22 protein-coding genes are annotated in these 18871 nt (G+C 64.0%); 15 read left to right on the forward strand and 7 right to left on the reverse strand.

Features of this window, described 5'->3' with window-relative positions; all coding sequences use genetic code 11:
• The first annotated feature begins 63 nt into the window (after nt 1-63).
• The gene (locus tag LCM4576_RS26925; RefSeq protein WP_071035504.1) at nt 64-351 is read left to right on the forward strand and encodes a hypothetical protein; all 288 of its coding nucleotides are present in this window, start codon (nt 64-66) and stop codon (nt 349-351) included.
• A gap of 98 nt (nt 352-449) precedes the next feature.
• On the opposite strand, the gene LCM4576_RS26930 is transcribed toward LCM4576_RS26925, so the two are convergent.
• Nucleotides 450-851, reverse strand: coding sequence for a GFA family protein (locus tag LCM4576_RS26930; RefSeq protein ID WP_041005311.1), 402 nt, complete (start codon nt 849-851; stop codon nt 450-452).
• A gap of 105 nt (nt 852-956) precedes the next feature.
• Here LCM4576_RS26930 and LCM4576_RS26935 point away from each other — a divergent pair, with 105 nt between their 5' ends.
• The 5 genes from LCM4576_RS26935 to LCM4576_RS26955 all read left to right on the forward strand — a co-directional run bounded on the left by LCM4576_RS26935 (nt 957) and on the right by LCM4576_RS26955 (nt 6462).
• On the forward strand, nt 957-1730 hold the full coding sequence (locus LCM4576_RS26935) for a TlyA family RNA methyltransferase (protein ID WP_071035505.1): 774 nt from the start codon (nt 957-959) through the stop codon (nt 1728-1730).
• Nucleotides 1727-2968, forward strand: coding sequence for a class I SAM-dependent RNA methyltransferase (locus LCM4576_RS26940; RefSeq protein WP_071035506.1), 1242 nt, complete (start codon nt 1727-1729; stop codon nt 2966-2968). The genes LCM4576_RS26935 and LCM4576_RS26940 overlap by 4 nt, the downstream gene beginning before the upstream one ends.
• Nucleotides 2969-3053: 85 nt before the next feature.
• Nucleotides 3054-3425 carry an antitoxin Xre/MbcA/ParS toxin-binding domain-containing protein gene (locus LCM4576_RS26945; protein ID WP_040991110.1) on the forward strand — a complete coding sequence of 124 codons (372 nt, stop codon included), beginning with the start codon at nt 3054-3056 and terminating at the stop codon, nt 3423-3425.
• Nucleotides 3418-3924, forward strand: coding sequence for an RES family NAD+ phosphorylase (locus LCM4576_RS26950; protein ID WP_071035507.1), 507 nt, complete (start codon nt 3418-3420; stop codon nt 3922-3924). Before LCM4576_RS26945 ends, LCM4576_RS26950 begins: the two co-directional genes overlap by 8 nt.
• A gap of 183 nt (nt 3925-4107) precedes the next feature.
• The gene (locus tag LCM4576_RS26955) at nt 4108-6462 is read left to right on the forward strand and encodes a caspase domain-containing protein (protein WP_071035508.1); all 2355 of its coding nucleotides are present in this window, start codon (nt 4108-4110) and stop codon (nt 6460-6462) included.
• A 243-nt stretch (nt 6463-6705) separates the two neighbouring features.
• Here LCM4576_RS26955 and LCM4576_RS26960 read toward each other — a convergent pair whose 3' ends face one another.
• The 6 genes from LCM4576_RS26960 to LCM4576_RS26980 form a co-directional block, all read right to left on the reverse strand.
• On the reverse strand, nt 6706-7389 hold the full coding sequence (locus LCM4576_RS26960; RefSeq protein WP_320411879.1) for a transglutaminase-like cysteine peptidase: 684 nt from the start codon (nt 7387-7389) through the stop codon (nt 6706-6708).
• 177 nt (nt 7390-7566) lie between these two features.
• Complete coding sequence (locus tag LCM4576_RS26965; RefSeq protein WP_071035509.1) at nt 7567-7956, reverse strand: type II toxin-antitoxin system VapC family toxin; 390 nt, start codon at nt 7954-7956, stop codon at nt 7567-7569.
• Entirely contained in the window at nt 7943-8218 is a 276-nt protein-coding gene (locus tag LCM4576_RS35285; protein ID WP_083361541.1) for an AbrB/MazE/SpoVT family DNA-binding domain-containing protein, read from the reverse strand. Before LCM4576_RS35285 ends, LCM4576_RS26965 begins: the two co-directional genes overlap by 14 nt.
• 74 nt (nt 8219-8292) lie before the next feature.
• A complete protein-coding gene (gene tldD / locus LCM4576_RS26970) occupies nt 8293-9705 on the reverse strand; it encodes a metalloprotease TldD (RefSeq protein ID WP_071035510.1) in 1413 nt (470 codons plus the stop codon).
• A gap of 162 nt (nt 9706-9867) precedes the next feature.
• Nucleotides 9868-10335, reverse strand: coding sequence for a YbjN domain-containing protein (locus LCM4576_RS26975; protein ID WP_071035511.1), 468 nt, complete (start codon nt 10333-10335; stop codon nt 9868-9870).
• Between the two features lie 72 nt (nt 10336-10407).
• Nucleotides 10408-10947 (reverse strand): invasion associated locus B family protein, encoded by a 540-nt coding sequence (locus tag LCM4576_RS26980; protein WP_071035512.1) that lies wholly within the window; start codon nt 10945-10947, stop codon nt 10408-10410.
• 328 nt (nt 10948-11275) lie between these two features.
• Between LCM4576_RS26980 and coxB the strand changes: the two genes are divergently transcribed.
• The 9 genes from coxB (at nt 11276) to ispH (ending at nt 18871) form a co-directional block, all read left to right on the forward strand.
• The gene (coxB, locus tag LCM4576_RS26985) at nt 11276-12160 is read left to right on the forward strand and encodes a cytochrome c oxidase subunit II (protein WP_116398018.1); all 885 of its coding nucleotides are present in this window, start codon (nt 11276-11278) and stop codon (nt 12158-12160) included.
• Nucleotides 12161-12198: 38 nt separating this feature from the next.
• The gene (ctaD, locus tag LCM4576_RS26990) at nt 12199-13848 is read left to right on the forward strand and encodes a cytochrome c oxidase subunit I (protein ID WP_071035514.1); all 1650 of its coding nucleotides are present in this window, start codon (nt 12199-12201) and stop codon (nt 13846-13848) included.
• 76 nt (nt 13849-13924) lie between these two features.
• A complete protein-coding gene (locus LCM4576_RS26995) occupies nt 13925-14869 on the forward strand; it encodes a heme o synthase (protein ID WP_071035515.1) in 945 nt (314 codons plus the stop codon).
• Nucleotides 14866-15057, forward strand: a complete 192-nt coding sequence (locus tag LCM4576_RS27000; RefSeq protein WP_071035516.1) for a hypothetical protein — start codon at nt 14866-14868, stop codon at nt 15055-15057. Before LCM4576_RS26995 ends, LCM4576_RS27000 begins: the two co-directional genes overlap by 4 nt.
• The gene (locus LCM4576_RS27005) at nt 15057-15683 is read left to right on the forward strand and encodes a cytochrome c oxidase assembly protein (protein ID WP_071035517.1); all 627 of its coding nucleotides are present in this window, start codon (nt 15057-15059) and stop codon (nt 15681-15683) included. The genes LCM4576_RS27000 and LCM4576_RS27005 overlap by 1 nt, the downstream gene beginning before the upstream one ends.
• Nucleotide 15684: 1 nt before the next feature.
• Nucleotides 15685-16566, forward strand: a complete 882-nt coding sequence (locus LCM4576_RS27010) for a cytochrome c oxidase subunit 3 (protein ID WP_071035518.1) — start codon at nt 15685-15687, stop codon at nt 16564-16566.
• Between the two features lie 84 nt (nt 16567-16650).
• Nucleotides 16651-17037, forward strand: coding sequence for a DUF983 domain-containing protein (locus LCM4576_RS27015; RefSeq protein ID WP_071035519.1), 387 nt, complete (start codon nt 16651-16653; stop codon nt 17035-17037).
• Nucleotides 17034-17789, forward strand: a complete 756-nt coding sequence (locus LCM4576_RS27020) for an SURF1 family protein (protein WP_071035520.1) — start codon at nt 17034-17036, stop codon at nt 17787-17789. The genes LCM4576_RS27015 and LCM4576_RS27020 overlap by 4 nt, the downstream gene beginning before the upstream one ends.
• A 77-nt stretch (nt 17790-17866) precedes the next feature.
• A complete protein-coding gene (gene ispH, locus LCM4576_RS27025; RefSeq protein WP_071035521.1) occupies nt 17867-18871 on the forward strand; it encodes a 4-hydroxy-3-methylbut-2-enyl diphosphate reductase in 1005 nt (334 codons plus the stop codon).

The following is an 18871-nucleotide window of genomic DNA, read 5'->3' on the forward strand; positions in this document are numbered from 1 at the left end:
TCTCTTGGCCGATTTTCAACGGCACCCTGCTAAGACCTTGGTCCTAGGCAGGGGATAGGAACCATGAAGTCGTTCATTTGCGGCATGGCCTTTTTGGCGGCCATGATTGCGCCGGCGGCAGCCGAAACGCGTTACGACCGCAATATCGAAAAGGCGGCAATCGACATCGTCGCCGGCAAGATGGGCAACATCCGCGGCGGCTTCTCCTACAAGCAGAAGCCTCAACTCRTCGTGCTGCCGGACAGTCCGCCGTCCGCACCGGCGCCTGTTGAGCCGCCGCGCAAGGAGGCCTCCGGCAATGATGGCCTGACGCCGGCCGTCGAGCGCCAGGTTTCGCGGACCGTCTTCTAGAGCAATTCCAGGAAAAGTGTGACGCGATTTTCCGTCAGGAATTGCGTCAAAACAAAGAGATAGAGCGGTTCGCCGTTTCCGTGAAACGGTGAAACGCTCTAGAACCACATATCGCGCACGCAGCGGCCGTCGCGCGGCAGGTCGTCGAATGTGTCGAGGCCGTCGAAATGATCGATCGGCAGGTTGGCGACCTCCTCCGGCGGCGCCAGCCTGACATTGACGGCGATGCGCGTGCGCCCGCTCTTGGCCGCGCGCAGGCCACGCCAGGCGACCACGCAGGCGCAGGTCGGACAGAACAGGATCTCCAGCGCGGGTTCCGCCACCTCGGCGCGCGTGTAGGACTTCAGCGGCCCGGCTATGCGTATGCGTTCGTCGACATAGTCATAAGCCCAGAGCGTGCCGTAGCGGCGGCAAAGCGTGCAATTGCAGGCGGTGATCCCACCGGGATCGCCTTCCAGCGTCCAGTGAGCCGCGCCGCAATGGCAGGTCCCCTTCAGCATTGCCACCTCCATCGGCTGATCGCCTGTTCCTTCGGGCATTCTGCAGCCTCTTGCCCGATATTCAAACCCATTGCGTTCGCGCCCGGCTTTCGCCAATGAAGGCCGATGAGTTCCCCTTTGCCATTAAGCCAGCGCCAGCGGCTCGACGAATTGCTCGTCGGGCGCGGCCTGTTCGCCAGCCGTTCGCGCGCCCGCGATGCGATCGAGCGCGGCACGGTGACGGTCGATGGCATCGTTGCCCGCAAACCCGGCCAGCCCGTCGCGCCGGGCTGCCTGGTCGCCATCGACGATCCGGCGCGGGCCTATGTGTCGCGCGCGGCACTGAAGCTGATCGCCGGCCTCGACCATTTCGGCCTGGATCCTTGCGGCAGCGAAGCGCTCGATGTTGGCGCCTCGACCGGCGGCTTCACCCAGGTGCTGCTCGAGCGCGGCGCGGCCCATGTAACGGCGATCGATGTCGGTCACGGCCAGATGCATCCCGACATTGCCGGCGACCCGCGCGTGACGGCGATCGAAGGGCTGAACGCCCGCGATCTGACGGCAGCCGATCTCGGCGGCCGCATCCCCGGTTTCCTGGTCTGCGACGTCTCCTTCATCTCGCTCAAGCTCGCGCTGCCGCCGGCGCTGGAATTGGCGGGCGAGGGCGCCAGGGCGATTCTCCTGGTCAAGCCGCAATTCGAGGCCGGTCGCGAGGCCATCGGCAAGGGCGGCCTGCTGAAGGAGCCGGCGGATGCCGAACGCATCGCTGCTGAGCTGCGCGATTGGCTGTCCTCCATTCCCGGTTGGCGTGTGCTCGGACTCCACCCGTCGCCGCTCGAAGGCGGCGACGGCAACCGCGAGTTCCTCCTCGCCGCCGTAAAGGATGCGGGTTCGCGATGAGCACACGCTTCACCATCGCCAGGCTCGGCTCGCAGGGCGACGGCATCGCCAGTGCCGAGGGCGGAGAGGTCTTCGTCCCGTTCACGCTGCCCGGCGAAACGGTTACGGCCGCGCGCCAGAAGGATCGCGCCACGCTGATCTCGGTGCTGGAAGCCGCGCCGCTCAGGATCGATCCGGCCTGCCGCCATTTCACCGAATGCGGCGGCTGCGCGCTGCAGCATTACGAAGCCGAAGCCTACCAGCAATGGAAGCGCGAGAAGGTCGTGCAGGCGCTGAAGGCCAAGGGCATCGCTGGCGAGATCGCCGCGCTGGTGCCTTGCGCGCCGCACACCCGCCGCCGCGTCACGTTCAGCGCCAGGCGTACCGAAGCCGGCATGCTGCTCGGCTTCGTGCGCGCGCTGTCTTCCGAGATCATCCCGATCGAGGAATGCCCGATCTCGCTGCCGGCGATCGTCTCGGCGCTCGATAAGTTGCGCGCCCTGGCCGGTCTGGTCTGCGCCACGCCAAAGGCGTTCCATATGACGGTGACCGTCACCGCCTCTGGCCTCGACATTGCCGTCCATGATGCCGGCAAGCTTGGCGACCACCAGCGCCGCATCGCCTCGAACTTCGTCATGGCTGAGGGCCTGGCGCGGCTTTCCGTCGACGGCGAGATCGTCGTCGAGCCGAAGAAGCCGGTGGTGCAATTCGGATCGGTTGCTGTCGCCATGCCGCCCGGCGCCTTCCTGCAGGCGACGGAAGCCGCCGAGCAGGCGATGGCTGGTCTTGTCGGCCAGCATCTGTCGCGCGCCAAAAAGGTCGCGGACCTGTTCGCAGGCTGCGGCAGCTTCGCGCTGCGGCTTGGCGCGAAGTCGGAGGTCCATGCCGTGGAAGGCGATGCGCCGGCGCTCGCCGCACTCGACCGCGCCTACCGCTTCGCCACCGGCTTGAAGCGGGTGACCAGCGAACGCCGCGACCTGTTCCGCCGGCCGCTGACCTTCAAGGAGTTGAACGCCCTCGACGGCCTGGTCTTCGATCCGCCGCGCGCCGGCGCCGAGGACCAGTCGAAGCAGATCGCCCGCTCCGACGTGCCGCTGATCGCCGCCGTGTCGTGCAATCCGGTGACGCTCGCGCGCGATTTGCGGATTCTCCTCGATGGCGGCTACACGCTGAAGAGTGTCACGCCGATCGACCAGTTCCTGTGGTCGCCGCATGTCGAGGCTGTGGCGCTGCTGGAGAAGCCGAGAAGGCGGCGGTAGGTATCCAGCCGTCCGTTGCGCTTGAATTGCGCTTGGATTGGGCATATTTTGATGTTATCGTATCAAAACACGCTGGAAAATAGTCATGAGTTCCGCAATGCTTGAAATTCCGGCGTCGCGCTTCGGCGAGGAGCGGTCTCCATACCTGTCCGCGCGGCGTGTCGCCGAATTGCTCGGCGTCAACCTGACTGAACTGGCTGGCCTGATTGGCGTTGCGCGCAACACGCTCGCCGCCAAGACCGGTGCGCGCAAGGTCGATGCCGCGCTGAGCCCCGTCGTTCGCATTCTGGCGATGGCAGGCGAAATGGCYGGCGGCGAGCAGCGCGCGGCGATCTGGTTCAAGCATCAGCCCATCCCGGGCTGGGCCGGAAAGACTGCTTACGATCTCGTTCGCGAGGGCAAGACGGACAAGGTGCTTGCCTACCTGGAGGCCGTCCGCTCCGGCGTCTATGCGTGAAATCAGGCTGACGCTGTGGCGTGCCTTCGTGCCACGCTGGGCCTATCTGCCGCTTTCCGGCGAGGGCGCGGCCCGGTTTGGCGGCCGTTGGAACCCCCTGGGCRCCCCGACCATCTATGCGGCGCAAGAACTGTCCACTGCCTGGGCCGAGTRTAATCAGGGTTTTGTCCAGCACCCGGCTTTGATCGCTCAATTGGAACTTTCTTGCGCGCGGCTGGCCGACCTGACCGACGCTGCGACTCTGGCCGGACTGGGCGCCACGATGGATATTCATCGATGTGAGTGGCGGGATTTGTTGGATCGGGGACTGGTGCCCGAGACGCACCAGCTCCGCGACCGCCTGCTGGCCGATGGGCTACATGGCGTGATCTATCCATCATTTATGTCGCCCGGCGGCACCTGTGTTGCGCTCTGGCGCTGGAACGGGAACGGCGCGCCGCGCCTCGACGTCGTCGATCCCGAGCATCGCCTGCCGGAAACGCCAGCATCGTGGCTATAGAACGGTTTAAAACGGAGCCACCGGAGGCGCTCGGCGCTATCACATTTCGTTGAAGCGGCCGCTTGCGCGCAAGCCGCCGGAATCGCGCCGCAAAGCCGCCGTTTTGCACGGTCTAGGCTGGATCCGCTGGAGGAGGGGAAGGGCCTCGACAGCATCGGTTGCTCTTAACAGAGGTGGCCTGAAATGCGGATGCTCCAGAAATTCCTCGGTTTTGTCGTCCTCTTCCTTTTCGTCGCCGTCTCGGCGACCGGCGYGCTCGCGCAACAGCAAAAGCGGCTGGCCTTCGTCATCGGCAACGCCGCCTATCCGTCCGGCGCGCTGGCGACGCCGGCCAACGACGCCGGCCTGATCGCGCAGACCTTGCAGGCGGCCGGCTTCGACGTCGTCGGCGCCCGCGACGTCGACCAGGAATCGCTGCGCGGGGCGTATCGCGATTTCCTCGCCAAGGTTTCGGCAGCCGGTCCCGACGCGGTCGTCTTCGTCTATCTGGCCGGCCACGGCGCGCAGTTCGAGGGCGAGAACTATTTCCTGCCGGTCGACGCCAAGATCGCCAATCCGGCCGACGTGCCGATCCAGGCGGTGCGCATTTCCGATTTGACGCGGCCGCTTGCCGCTCTGCCGACGAAGGTCAACATCGTCGTGCTCGACGCGGCGCGGCCGAATGACTTCCCCCAGTGGGACCAGCCGCTGGCGGGTGGCCTCGCGCTGGTCGATCCTGACCCGAACATGCTGATAGCTTTCAACGCCGCGCCCGGCACCGCGGCGCCGGAAGGCAAGGGGCCATATGGCGCTTACGCCCAGTCGCTCGCCGAGATGATGCGCGATGGCGGCCTGTCGCTTGAGGATGTGTTCGACCGCACGCGCCTGCGCGTCAATGAGGTGACGCAAGGCGCTGAGGTGCCGTGGGACGCTTCGAAGGTCGATGCGCCCTTCGTCTTCTTCGACCGCGCGCCGGATGCGCCGGCGCCGAAGGTTTCCGAAGCCGAATCCCAGGCCGACCGCACCAGGGAAATCCGCGATTTCGACGCCCATGACGCCTATGTCGCGGCGCTCGACCGCGACACGATGCGCGGCTATGAGGATTTCCTCGTCGCCTATCCGCACGATCCAATGGCCAGGCGCGTGCGCGCCATCATCGCGGCGCGGCGCGAGGCGATCACCTGGCGGCAGACCTGGATGCGCGATACGCCGGAGGCCTACTGGTCCTATCTCGAACGCTATCCGCACGGCCCGCATGCCTGGGACGCCCGCCGCCGCCTGGAGCATTTCGACGCCGAGCTGGAGCCGCCGCCGAGCTTCTCCGTCATCGTCTATGACGTGCCGCCGCCTCCGCCGGAGGAAATCGTCTATGTCGACCGTCYGGTGCTCTATTTCGATGATCCCGATTTCGATTTCGAGCCGCCGCCGCCGGTCGCGGTGATATTCCTGCCGCCGCCTCCGCCTGACTTCGTGGTGCTGGCCCCACCGCCGCCGCCCGTCGGCATCTTCGTCCTGCCATCGCCGGCCTTCGTGCCGTTCCCGAGATGGATCAACCCGCCGCATGACATCGTGCCGCCGCCGGACAACATCATCTTCAACAACATCCACAACACGACCGTCATCAACAACACGACGATCAACGAGAACAACCAGGCAGGGCAGGGCGGCGGCCTCACCACCAGCCAGAAGCTGACTGCCGGCGCGGTTGGACTGGGCGCCGCCGCCTTGGCCACCAAGGTGGCGCTGCCGCCGCTGCTGCAGAAGCGGGCGGCGCTCCAGCAGGGCAAGCAACCGGGCCTGGTGGCGCCCCTGGGAACGCCCTTGTCGAAAACGCTTTCGACCGATCATGCCCTGCCCGGGGCCAACGGCAAGACTCTGCCCCTCGTCAACGGCAAGACGCTGCCGCGCGTGAACGGCAAGACCGTTCCGCTCGCCAATGGCAAGACGCTTCCGCTCGCCAACGGCAAGACCACGGTGCCGCTCGTGAACAACGGCAAGCCGCTGCCTCTGGTCAACGGCAAACCGGCGCTGGCGGACAGGCACTTGAGGACACTCGGCAAGCAGGGCGAAGTCGTGACCGGACAGGGCGCCGGGGCGCAGACCGGCAACAAGGGCAAGTTCCACAGGCTGCCCACCGTCAACGGCGCGCCTGTCACGAACGGGCCCACGATTCAGGATAAGCTCGGAAGGAACAGCCCGACGATCCTGCCCGACCAGAACGGCGGGAAACCGAAGAGGCTTACGCGCAAGGACCTGGCCGCAGGCGCGACCTTGGCTCCGAACGGGCAGGGTGGCGACAGCGGCAAGAAGTTCCGCAAACTGACCGGAAACGGCGGCGGAGCGGCAGGCGCGGAAGTCAACGTCCAGCACAACCTCAAGGTCAACAAGCCGAACCTGGAGGTGCTGTCCAGGCAGGAAAGGCCGCAATTCCATGTGCAGCCGAAGCTCCAGCTTCAGCCACAGGAGCGGCGCCTAGTGCAGCAGCCCAGGCAGCAGCCGCAGCAGGCAAACAAGAGGCCGACCTGCGGGCATCCGGGCGAGCCGCCCTGCAAGCAATAGGCCCCGCGCAGGCGGCATAGCCATTTCGTCGGTGGGYCGGAGGTCCTGGCCCATCGATCCTGCAAAATCGGGGATCGTTGATCAGTGGTGCGCCAACCGACCTCAAGCCGGGCCGCGCGGATTATGATACGGTTTTGGTCTAATGCATGTCGCCCAGAAGTGCGCAGCGGTTCTGGGACAACGACATGCATCAAAACAAAGACTTAAAGCGCGTCGCCTGAATCCGTTTCAGCGCGACGCGCTTTAAGAGCTTGGAGACAGCCGTTTCGCCGTGCCGCCGCGCTGGTTGAGCGAAACCCAGATATTCGGATTCTGCTGCGACTGGCGTTTCAGGAAATAATAGCCGGTCGCATTCCAGGGCCGGATTYCATCGACCAGATTGTCCAGCACGAGATCGCCCTTGTCGGTCTTCACCGTCAGGATGGTGTGGCCCTCATTGTGAAGGTCGCGCACCACCGTCATCAGCAGCGCCTGCCGGGGAAATCCCGCTTCCTGGAGAAGCTTGCGCTTGTAGAGCGCGTAGATCTTGCAATCGCCCTTGCCGTCCACCGGATAGTCCCAGTGGTCCATCGTCGTGCCCCAGTGGTCGTAGTTGCTGACCGGCTTGATGGAGCGGTTCGCCTTCTGGTTTATCCGCTTGAGGATGCTCATGTTCTGCGCGGTCAGCTTGACGCTCGCGGCCGGCAGGGCGGGCACCTTGCACTCCTTCGGCCGGCGATGACAGAAATCGAGCCAGCCATATGGGACGCTGGTGCTGCCGCCAACCGAGGCGGAACTGGCGGCAGGCCGCGTCGACGCCAGCTTGAGCAGCGACGACTGBGCCGCCGCTGGGCTGGCTTGCAGYGACGAAGCGCCTACCAACGAAACAAGGCCAAGGAGGAGAGAGGAGGTCGGGACACCAGGGGATCGCTTCACTGCCAACACCACCGCAACGAGGAGACTGGCGACAGGCTAATGCGCAAACGCCGGCCCAGCCAATTAAACAATTAATAATGTCCTAACACGATTGTGTTCAGTTCAAGGTCGAGGATGCCTTCAAGTCGGAATGYGAGCATCAACCTGGCGGGACACTGCGGCTGGTCGTAGCCCCGGACCGCGCTGGCTTCATGCCTCCCGCACGCCTTCAGACCCGGTCCTTTTTGCGGCTTTCACGAAATTGCGGTCAAAGGTTGCAAAGCCGGTACAGTGGGATGATTTGCCGAGATGCAGCGCATCCGCGAAATCCACGCCGGCCTCGACCAGATCGAGCGCTGAAGCGACAACAGGGGCATCTTCGATCTCGACCGTAGGAAGTCCGCCGAACTGCCGCAGCGCCCTGACGATATCAGCCTGGTCATAGCCATAGGCGCTGCGCAGCACCCACTCGGTTTCCAGGATCACCGTGACGGCGGCAAAAACCTGTTGGCCGTCGATCAACCGCCTGGCGCGCGCGGACTGCTTGGGATGGTCGTTCGTCAGGTAGCGAACGACAACGTTCRTATCAATCGCGAGCATGGCGCCGCCGTGCTTCGGCGAGGWCGCCCGCGTCCATTTCTTCGAGTGTCTTTGGCGCGCCGCGGGATGGCAGGGAACCGAACACGTCTTTCGGCTGCGTTGCCGCGAATGCAGGCGCCAGCTTCAAAAGCACGCCCTCCGGCGTTTCCTGAACTTCGAGTCTCGTTCCAGCGCTCCATTCTCTCCGTTTCCGAATGGCGCTAGGCAGAATCACCTGTCCCTTGGTCGAGACGGTGGTCGTGAGCTTTTGAGAAGTAGACATGGCACTTTACCTATGTAAGACAAAGGTAAGATAACTGGTGCCGTGGTTCAATTCAAGCCATATCCGGCCAGTCCTCAAACCCTCGTCCCGCCCACCGTCATCTGGTTCATCCTGAGATGCGGCTGACCGACGCCGACGGGCACGCCCTGTCCGGCCTTGCCGCACACGCCGATGCCGTTGTCGAGCTTCATGTCGTTGCCGACCATGCTGACGCGGTGCATGGCGTCCGGTCCGTTGCCGATCAGCATCGCGCCCTTGATCGGCTGCGTCACCTTGCCGTTCTCGATCATGTAGGCCTCGGTGCAGCCGAACACGAATTTGCCCGAGGTAATGTCGACCTGGCCGCCGCCGAAGGAGACGGCGTAGATGCCGTTCTTGACCGAGGCGATGATCTCTTCCGGCTGCATGTCGCCCGCGGTCATGTAGGTGTTGGTCATGCGCGGCATCGGCTGGTGCGCATAGCCCTCGCGGCGGCCGTTGCCGGTGGCCTTCATGCCCATCAGCCGGGCGTTCTGGCGGTCCTGCATATAGCCGACCAGTTTGCCGTCCTCGATCAGCACGTTGCGCGCCGAAGGCGTCCCTTCGTCGTCGACGGTGAGCGAGCCGCGCCGCTCGGGGATCGTGCCGTCATCGACGACGGTGAYGCCCTTTGCCGCCACCTGTTGGCCCATCAGGCCGGCGAAGGCGGATGTCTTCTTGCGGTTGAAGTCGCCTTCGAGCCCGYGGCCGACCGCTTCGTGCAGCATCACCCCCGGCCAGCCGCTGGACAGCACGATGTCGAACGTGCCGGCCGGCGCCGGAACCRCTTCCAGATTGACCAGCGCCTGCCGCAGCGCCTCGCTGGCCGCATGCTTCCAGCTTTCCTCGCTGACGAACTCGCCGAAGCTCTTGCGGCCGCCCATGCCGTAGGAGCCGCTCTCCTGCCGGTCGCCGCTGCCGACCACGACCGACACGTTGATGCGGACCAGCGGGCGGATGTCGCGCACGATCTGGCCGTCGCCGCGCACGATCTCGACATGCTGCCAGGAGGCGGCGAGCGAGGCTGTCACCTGCCGCACGCGCGGATCCTTGGCTCGCAGCCAGCCGTCGATCTCCTGCAGCAGCTTGGCCTTGGCCTCGAAGCTGGGCGAGGGGATGGGGTTCTCGTCGCCATAGAGGTGGCGGTTGGTGCGGGCGGGTGCTGCGGCGAGCGTTCCGGAATAGCCACCCTTGACCGCCGAGACGGCATCGGCCGCGCGCCTGAGCGAGGCTTCGGACAGGTCGCTCGAATGCGCATAGCCGCTGGCCTCGCCGGCCACGGCGCGCAGGCCAAAACCCTGGTCGGTGTTGAAATTGGCCGTCTTGAGCCGGCCGTTGTCGAACATCAGCGCTTCGCTTTCGCTGTATTCAAGGAACAGTTCGCCGTCGTCGGCGCCCTTGATGGTCTCGGTGACGATCTCTTTGACGCGATCGTCGGAAATGTCGAATTGGCCGATCAGGCTGTTCATGGCAGGTCCATTCGTGGAAACAAAATCGTTCTAGAGCATGATGCCGAAAAGTGTGTAGCGGTTTTCGGACGACATCATGCTCTCTTTGCACTAGGGGATGTAGGCGCGAAGCGGCCGCCAGACAATCGCTAACGGGATCGAGGCCGGCAAGCGCCGCCGCCTTCACTTGCCGTTGATGAAGTCCTTGATGTTGCCGGCCATCGCGTTCCAGTTGGAGAACTGCTCCTCGAGATTGGCCCTGGTGATGCCGCCGGCGAAGGAGACATCCATCTTGAAGTTCGAGCCGTCGCCGGAATAGGCCTTGACCCAGCGGTATTTTGCGTTCCAGGCATTGGCCTGGTCGGCGGTCAGCGGATCGCTGTAGCCGGTCGAGAACTGCAGCGACTTGCAGTTCTCGTGGTTTTCGCAGCCATAGAAATAGATCACGTATTTGACGCCCTCGATCCGCCMCGAAATCATCGGATCGCCATTGTCGTCCTTGTCCATCCTGGCCGAGCCGTAGCCCTTGGCGATATCGAGGATCGCCGCCGGCTCGGGTTTCTGGAGGATTTCGTCATCCTCGGCACGTGCGGCCGAAACCGCGGCGAGCAGCGCCAGACCGGTGATGGAAGCGGATAAATTCGCGCGCATTGAGCCTCCTGGCCGCCAAACGCGCATTCGCCACCGGACTTCGGCGTCGGGAGCGGCGCATGGGCAAGAAGATCAAGGTAGGGCGGCGAAACCTTCCGCAAAGCCCTTGAGGTCGACGGGAATACCGATGCCTTCCTCGGGCGTCTGGAAGACGATGAAGGTGGCCGAGGTGCCGCTCTTCAACGTGTCGAGCAACGGCTTTTCGAGGATCACCTCGGCGTAGCAGCCGTCCTGGAAGCAGCGCACGAAATAAGCGCGGCCGATATCCTTGCCGTCGACATTGAGACCGAGACCGTTGGGGAGCARCACGCCGAGCGGCGCCAGCACGCGCAGGATCTCGGCCTTGTTGTCGGCGGTGCGCAGCACCACGACCGAAAGCCCCATTTCAGGACGGTCCTCGGCAACGACATTCTGCATCATAACGCATTGTTCGGAGGTCGCGCCCGCCGGCGTGTCGCAGATGATCGACCACGCGCCATGCGTCGACTTCACCGTGCCGCTCGGGGGCGAAGCATTGTTCGGCGAGGCGGCGGCGCCAACGGCTACGCCGACGCCGAGCAAGGCGACGGCAAGGACGACCTTCGCCAGGGTTCTCGAAAGCCAGGAAGTCATAACGGCTCCATTGCGAATCACGGCACTTTAAGCCGCGCCGGGGCCAAGTAAAGGACGAGACCGTCGCCGGCCCGCCCCGATACCGGCAATTCCATGCTTTTCCAAAGCAAATTCGCCCGAATTGCGACCGTTGCGTATATAGCGCGGCGGGGCCTGAAGACGGCCTTCGGCCTGCGCGCAAAAATGCCGCACGGTTTCCTCCGCTCCTTTCTTGCGGAGGGAAATAGAGTATGGTTTGAACCACCCTAGGGACAGACCGGGATTCCCAATCCCGGCAGCGTCCGTTATTGGTGCGACCAGATCGCGGGAAGTGGGAGACGAGAGGGCGATGAGGAAATTCCTGGCAAGCGCTGAATTCTTGGCAGGTGCGGCAGCTTCGGCCGTGCTCTTCTCCAGTGCGGCGGCCCGTGCCGACCAGCCGCGGGAATGGGAGGTGACCTTCCAGGCTCCGGCGACCGATATGATGCGGCAGATCGAGCGGTTCGGGAACTACACCATGTGGTTCATCGTCCCGATCACCATCCTCGTGCTGGCGCTTCTGYTGGTCTGCATMGTCAGGTTTCGCGCCAGCGCCAATCCGGTGCCGTCCAGGACYAGCCACAACACGCTGATCGAGGTGATCTGGACGGTCGGRCCGGTGATCGTGCTTCTGCTCATCGCCATTCCCTCCTTTCAGCTGCTCACCGCGCAATACACCCCGCCGGAAGAAGCCAAGCTCACCGTCAAGRCGACCGGCAACCAGTGGAACTGGGATTATGAATACCAGGTCGACAAGAGCTTCTCCTTCAACTCGGCGGTTCTCCAGGATGCCGACCGCGCCAAGGCCGGCAAGGAAGATCGCTCGCTCTATCCGCGCCTGCTGGCGGTCGATAACGAGCTGGTCGTACCGGTCAACACCACGACCCGCGTGCTGATCACCGCCACCGACGTTATCCAYTCCTTCGCCGTGCCGTCCTTCGGCATCAAGATGGACGCCGTGCCCGGCCGCACCAACGAGACCTGGTTCAAGGCGGAGAAGGAAGGCCTCTATTACGGCCAGTGCTCGCAGCTCTGCGGCAAGGACCACGCGTTCATGCCGATCGCCGTGCGCGTCGTGTCCGATGCGCAGTTCAAGACCTGGCTGGAGACGGCCAAGACCGACGTGCCTGCCGCCAACAAGGCGCTGATGGCCGAGATCGATGGTACCAACAAGGTAGCGGCCGCCGGCAATTGATGCCGCGGGTYAGCAAGATTTAGGGAACGGAGCGGAACATGGCAGAGGCTGCAGCTCACGATCACGACGACCACAGGCCGCATGGCTGGGTCCGCTGGGTCTACTCGACCAACCACAAGGACATCGGCACGCTCTACCTGATCTTCGCGATCATTGCCGGCATCATCGGTGGTGCGCTCTCGGTCGCCATCCGCATGGAGCTGCAGGAGCCGGGCATCCAGATCTTCAGCGGCCTGGCGCAGATGGTCTACGGCATGCAGGGCGACGCCGCCATCGACGGCGGCAAGAGCATGTACAATGCCTTTGGCGCCGCGCACGGCCTGATCATGATCTTCTTCATGGTGATGCCGGCGCTCATCGGCGGCTTCGCCAACTGGATGGTGCCGATCATGATCGGCGCGCCTGACATGGCGTTCCCTCGCATGAACAACATCTCCTTCTGGCTGCTGCCGCCGGCCTTCATCCTGCTGCTCTGCTCGATGTTCGTGCCGAGCGCGCCGGGCGCTTTCGGTCCCGGAGGCGGCTGGACGATCTATCCGCCGCTCTCGACGTCCGGCCAGCCGGGGCCTGCGCTTGACCTGGCGATCCTGTCGATCCACATCGCCGGCGCATCGTCGATCCTCGGCGCCATCAACTTCATCACCACCATCTTCAACATGCGCGCTCCCGGCATGACGCTGCACAAGATGCCGCTGTTTGCCTGGGCGGTGCTGATCACCGCCTTCCTGCTCCTGCTCTCGCTGCYGGTCCTCGCGGGCGCCATCACCATGCTGCTCACCGACCGCAATTTCGGCACCGCCTTCTTCGTGCCGGATCAGGGTGGCGATCCGATTCTCTTCCAGCACCTGTTCTGGTTCTTCGGTCACCCCGAAGTGTACATCCTGATCCTGCCGGGCTTCGGCATCATCAGCCATATCGTCTCGACCTTCTCGAAGAAGCCTGTCTTCGGCTATCTCGGCATGGCCTACGCCATGGTCGCGATCGGCGCCGTCGGCTTCATCGTCTGGGCTCACCACATGTACACGACCGGCCTGTCGCTCGACACGCAGCGCTACTTCGTGTTCGCCACCATGGTCATCGCGGTGCCGACCGGTGTGAAGATCTTCTCCTGGATCRCCACCATGTGGGGCGGCTCGATCTCCTTCAAGCCGCCGATGCTGTGGGCGCTGGGCTTCATCTTCCTGTTCACCATCGGTGGCGTCACCGGCGTTCAGCTGGCCAATGCCGGCCTCGACCGCTCGCTGCACGACACCTATTTCGTGATCGCCCACTTCCACTACGTGCTGTCGCTGGGCGCGGTGTTTGCCATTTTCGCCGGCTGGTACTACTGGTTCCCGAAGATGACCGGCTACATGTACTCGCCGGTGATCGCCAACACCCACTTCTGGGTGACCTTCGTCGGCGTCAACCTGATCTTCTTTCCGCAGCACTTCCTCGGCCTCGCCGGTATGCCGCGCCGCACCGTCGACTATCCGGACGCGTTCGCCGGCTGGAACATGATCTCGTCCTACGGCTCCTACATCGCGGCCGTCGGCGTTGCGATCTTCCTCTACGGCGTGTTCGAGGCCTTCCAGAAGAAGCGCGTCGCCGGCGCCAACCCGTGGGGCGAGGGTGCCACCACGCTGGAATGGCAGCTGCCTTCGCCGCCGCCGTTCCACCAGTGGGAACAGCTGCCGAAGATCAAGTAGGCGGCGTCCCGACTTACACGAGGCCGCCGGCTTGCCCGGCGGTCTTGGCCAACGGAATGATGGACTTTAAGTACGCATGGCCCTTGCCGAAGACAGATTGATGGAGGAAGCGGGCTTTCGCATGTCGGAAGCGACCGCTGGCGATTTCTTCGCCCTCCTGAAGCCGCGCGTCATGTCGCTGGTCGTCTTCACGGCCTTTGTCGGCCTGGTCGCGGCGCCCGTCGCCATCAACCCGTTGCTGGCGATGATCGCCATATTGGCAATTGCCATCGGCGCCGGCGCTTCCGGCGCGCTCAATATGTGGTACGACGCCGATATCGACGCGGTGATGACCAGAACCGCCGGCCGCCCGGTGCCGGCCGGGYGCGTCACGCCGGGCGAGGCGTTGAGCTTCGGCCTGGTGCTCTCGGTGCTGTCGGTGATGACGCTCGGCGTGCTGGTCAACTGGCTGTCGGCATCGCTTCTCGCCTTCACCATCTTCTTCTACGCCGTCATCTACACCATGTGGCTCAAGCGCTGGACGCCACAGAACATCGTCATCGGCGGCGCCGCCGGCGCCATCCCGCCGGTGATCGRCTGGGCCGCGGTGACCGGTTCGGTCAGCCTCGAAAGCGTGATCCTGTTCCTGATCATCTTCCTGTGGACTCCGCCGCATTTCTGGGCRCTGGCTCTCTTCAAGTCCGACGACTACGCCCGCGCCGGCATCCCGATGATGCCGAATGTCGCCGGCCAGGCCTCGACCCGTCGGCAGATCTTCGCTTATGCGCTGATCCTGGCGCCGGTCGGCGTGCTGCCCTGGGCGCTCGGCTACACTACGGCCGGCTATGGCGTCGTCTCGGCGGTCCTCGGCGCGGGCTTCGTCTGCTACGCCTGGAAAGTGCTTGCCATGGCCGCCGACGACCACGCGATGAAGCCGGCAAAGGCCTTGTTCGGCTATTCGTTGCTCTATCTCTTCGCCATCTTCGCCGCCTATCTCGTCGATTGCGTCGTCGGGCGCGCGCTGATGATGGGGGGGATATGATCGTGGCCGACAAGAACCTCGAACTGGTTACGCTGACCGAGCGCCAGCGCAAGGCGCGCCGCAACCGTTCCATCGCCATCGCCGTCGCGCTGGCCGCGTTGGTCATCATCTTCTATGCCGCCACCATCGTGCGCTTCGGTCACCAAGGCGCGAGCCTGACCGGCTCGGGCCTGCTTGGGGGCGGCTGATGAGCGGCGACTTGAGCAAGCCCCGCAAGGTCAACAACGGCATCGTCGCCGCTGTCTGCCTCGCCTTCTTTACCGGCATGGTCGGCATGGCCTATGCGGCGGTGCCGCTCTACAAGATGTTCTGCCAGGTCACCGGCTATGGCGGCACCACGCAACGCGCCGAAAAGCAATATGCCGGGCGCGTGCTCGACCGCGACATCACCATCCGTTTCGACGCCAACACCAACGGCATTCCATGGCAATTCGAACCGGTCGCCCGTTCGGTGACGATCAAGATCGGCGAGACGACCCAGGCGCATTACAGCGCCACCAACAAGTTCGACCGCCCCATCACCGGTCGCGCGTCGTTCAACGTGCAGCCTGAAATGGYCGGCGCCTATTTCAACAAGGTGGAGTGCTTCTGCTTCACCGACACGACGCTGAAGCCCGGCGAGACGCTGGACATGCCGGTCGTGTTCTATGTCGATCCAGACATCGTCAATGTGCCGGAACTYAAGGACTTGAAGACGATCACCCTGTCCTACACGATGTTCCCGGTCGAAAAGAAACAGCCGGTCGCCTCGTCGGTGCCGGCCGCTGGCAGCAGCAAAAAAGTTCCAGATTCCGAAGCAAGCCTCGGGGGTTGATATGGCAGACGCGCACGCAAAACCACACCACGACTACCATCTCGTCAACCCGAGCCCCTGGCCCTTCCTGGGTTCGGTCGGCGCGCTGGTCACCGCCGTCGGCGGCGTCTGCCTGATGCAATATCTGAAGGGCGGCAACTTCCCGGTCTTTGGCCACAACATCGCTAATCCGTGGCTGTTCTTCATCGGCATGATCATCGTGCTCTACACGATGTTCGCCTGGTGGTCGGACACCATCAAGGAAGCGCATGAGGGGCACCACACGCGCGTCGTGTCGCTGCATCTGCGCTACGGCATGATCATGTTCATCGCCTCCGAGGTGATGTTCTTCGTCGCCTGGTTCTGGGCCTTCTTCGACGCCAGCCTGTTCCCGGGCGAAGCCGCGCAATACGCCCGCACCGCCTTCACCGGCGGCGTCTGGCCGCCGAAGGGGCTCGAAGTCCTCGATCCCTTCCACCTGCCGCTCTACAACACCATCATCCTGCTTCTGTCGGGCACGACGGTGACCTGGGCGCACCACGCGCTGCTGCATGGCGACCGCAAGGGCCTGATCAATGGCCTGGTGCTGACCGTCGGTCTCGGCATGCTGTTCACCATGGTGCAGGCCTACGAGTACATGCACGCTCCCTTCGGCTTCAGGGATTCGATCTACGGCGCTACCTTCTTCATGGCGACTGGCTTCCACGGCTTCCATGTCATCATCGGTACCATCTTCCTGCTGGTCTGCCTGGTGCGTGYGATGCGCGGCGACTTCACGCCGAAGCAGCATTTCGGCTTCGAGGCAGCCGCCTGGTACTGGCACTTCGTCGACGTGGTCTGGCTGTTCCTGTTCAGCGCCATCTATGTCTGGGCCTCGAACGGCGCACTGATCGAAGGCCATTGAGYCGACGGTTTTCGGGCATCCAAAGGGCGGCTGCGGCGACGTGGCCGCCTTATCTTTTGGGGCGAAAGGGTCTACGGTGCGGACATGAGTGAAGATAAGGCGATCTGGCCCCCCATCGATCCGATCTCGGCCGGGCTGCATGGCCGCTGCCCGCGCTGCGGCGAAGGCAAGCTGTTCTCCGGTTTCCTCACCGTCGGCAAGCGCTGCTACAATTGCGGGCTCGACTATTCCTTCGCCGATGCTGGCGATGGACCGGCGGTGTTCGTCATCCTGATCATCGGCTTCGTCGTCGTCGGCCTGGCATTGTGGATGGAGGTGACGTTCAGCCCCCCGCTCTGGCTGCACTTCATCCTGTGGATACCCCTGGCGCTGGTGCTCTGCCTGACGGCGCTGCGCCTCATCAAGGGTGTGCTGATCACCTTGCAATATTCGAAGAAGGCCTCCGAAGGCAGGCTGGAATCCCACGAATGAATGGGACGACAGGCTCGGTGGCCGGCCGTTCGCGGTCGCRCTCGGCGTTGCTCATCGGTCTCGGCCTTGTCCTGTTCGCCGTCCTGATCGGGCTCGGCACCTGGCAGGTCCAGCGCCTGCACTGGAAGGAAGACCTGCTCGCGACCATCGACAAGCGCACGCATTCCGAGCCGTTGYCGCTGGCCGACATAGAGAGGGAGTTCGCCGCTTCCCATGACGTCGATTACACGCCGGTGACGGTGACCGGCACTTTCCTTCACCAGGGCGAGCGGCATTTCYTTTCCACCTGGCAAGGCGACAGYGGTTTCAACGTCTACACGCCCTTGCAACTCGAGGACGGCCGCTTCGTGCTCGTCAACCGCGGCTTTGTTCCCTACGAGCTCAAGGACCCCGCCAAGCGGCCGAAAGGCGAAGTAGCCGGYAAGGTGACGGTGACCGGGCTTGCCCGCAATCCGCTGCCGGGAAAACCGTCGATGATGCTTCCCGACAATGATGTTGCCAAGAACATCTTCTACTGGAAGGACCGTGRCGTCATGGCGGCGACCGCCGGTCTGCCTGCCGGTTTCGTGCTGGTGCCGTTCTTCATYGATGCCGACAAGACGCCGAATCCCGGCGGCCTGCCGGTCGGTGGCGTCACCATCATCGACCTGCCGAACAACCACCTGCAATATGCCGTCACCTGGTACGGGCTGGCCGCCGCCCTTGCAGCCGTGCTGATCCTGAGGCTGCGCCGCCCGGCGAAAGAAGGCTGAGGCTGGGTCGCTCTTGACAGGGCAGGGGTGCGCACCTCATTTCGCCACAGGATTCCGACTGAACCGGCTTCGCATTCATGACCGAGAAAAAGCCACCGCTGACGATCAGGCTCTGCCAACCACGCGGCTTCTGCGCCGGCGTCGACCGTGCCATACAGATCGTCGTGCTGGCGCTGAAGAAATACGGCGCGCCGGTCTATGTCCGCCATGAGATCGTGCACAACCGCTATGTCGTCGAAGGGCTGCAGAGCCTCGGCGCCGTCTTCATCGAGGAACTCTCCGAGATTCCGCCGGAGCATCGGCAGTCGCCGGTGGTCTTTTCCGCGCATGGCGTGCCGAAATCGGTGCCGGCGGATGCCGAGGCGCGCAATCTCTTCTACCTCGACGCCACCTGTCCGCTCGTCTCCAAGGTGCACAAGCAGGCGATGCGCCACCAGCGGCTCGGTCGTCATGTGCTTTTGATCGGCCATGCCGGGYACCCGGAGGTGATCGGCACGATGGGCCAGTTGCCGGAAGGCGCCGTAACGCTGATCGAGACCGAGGCCGACGCCGCGCGCTTCGTGCCCGTCGACGCTTCGGCGCTGGGCTTCGTCACCCAGACGACCTTGTCGGTCGAGGACACCGCCGGCATCATCCGGGCGCTGCAGGAGCGGTTTCCCGAATTGCACGCGGCCGCGGCCGAATCGATCTGCTACGCCACCACCAACCGCCAGGAAGCGGTGAAGGAGACCGCGGCGGGCGCTGATCTTTTCCTCATCGTCGGCGCTCCCAATTCGTCCAATTCGCGTCGTCTTGTCGAAGTGGCGGAGCGTGCGGGTGCTGCGATGTCGCTTCTCGTGCAGCGCGCCGCCGAAATTCCGTGGGATGAGATCGCCGGGATCAGGACACTCGGCCTGTCGGCCGGCGCCTCGGCGCCGGAAATCATCGTCGATGAGATCATCGACGCATTCCGGCAGCGTTTCGACGTCACCATCGATCTGGCTATCACGGCCACGGAAACGGAGGATTTTCCGGTGATGCGGGTGCTGCGCGATGTCGAACTGACGGCGGCCGACATGGCCTTCGTCAACGGAGCGGCGTGA

Origin of the sequence: Mesorhizobium sp. LCM 4576 (assembly GCF_001854815.1) — a bacterium.
GTDB classification, from domain to species: Bacteria; Pseudomonadota; Alphaproteobacteria; order Rhizobiales; family Rhizobiaceae; genus Mesorhizobium; species Mesorhizobium plurifarium.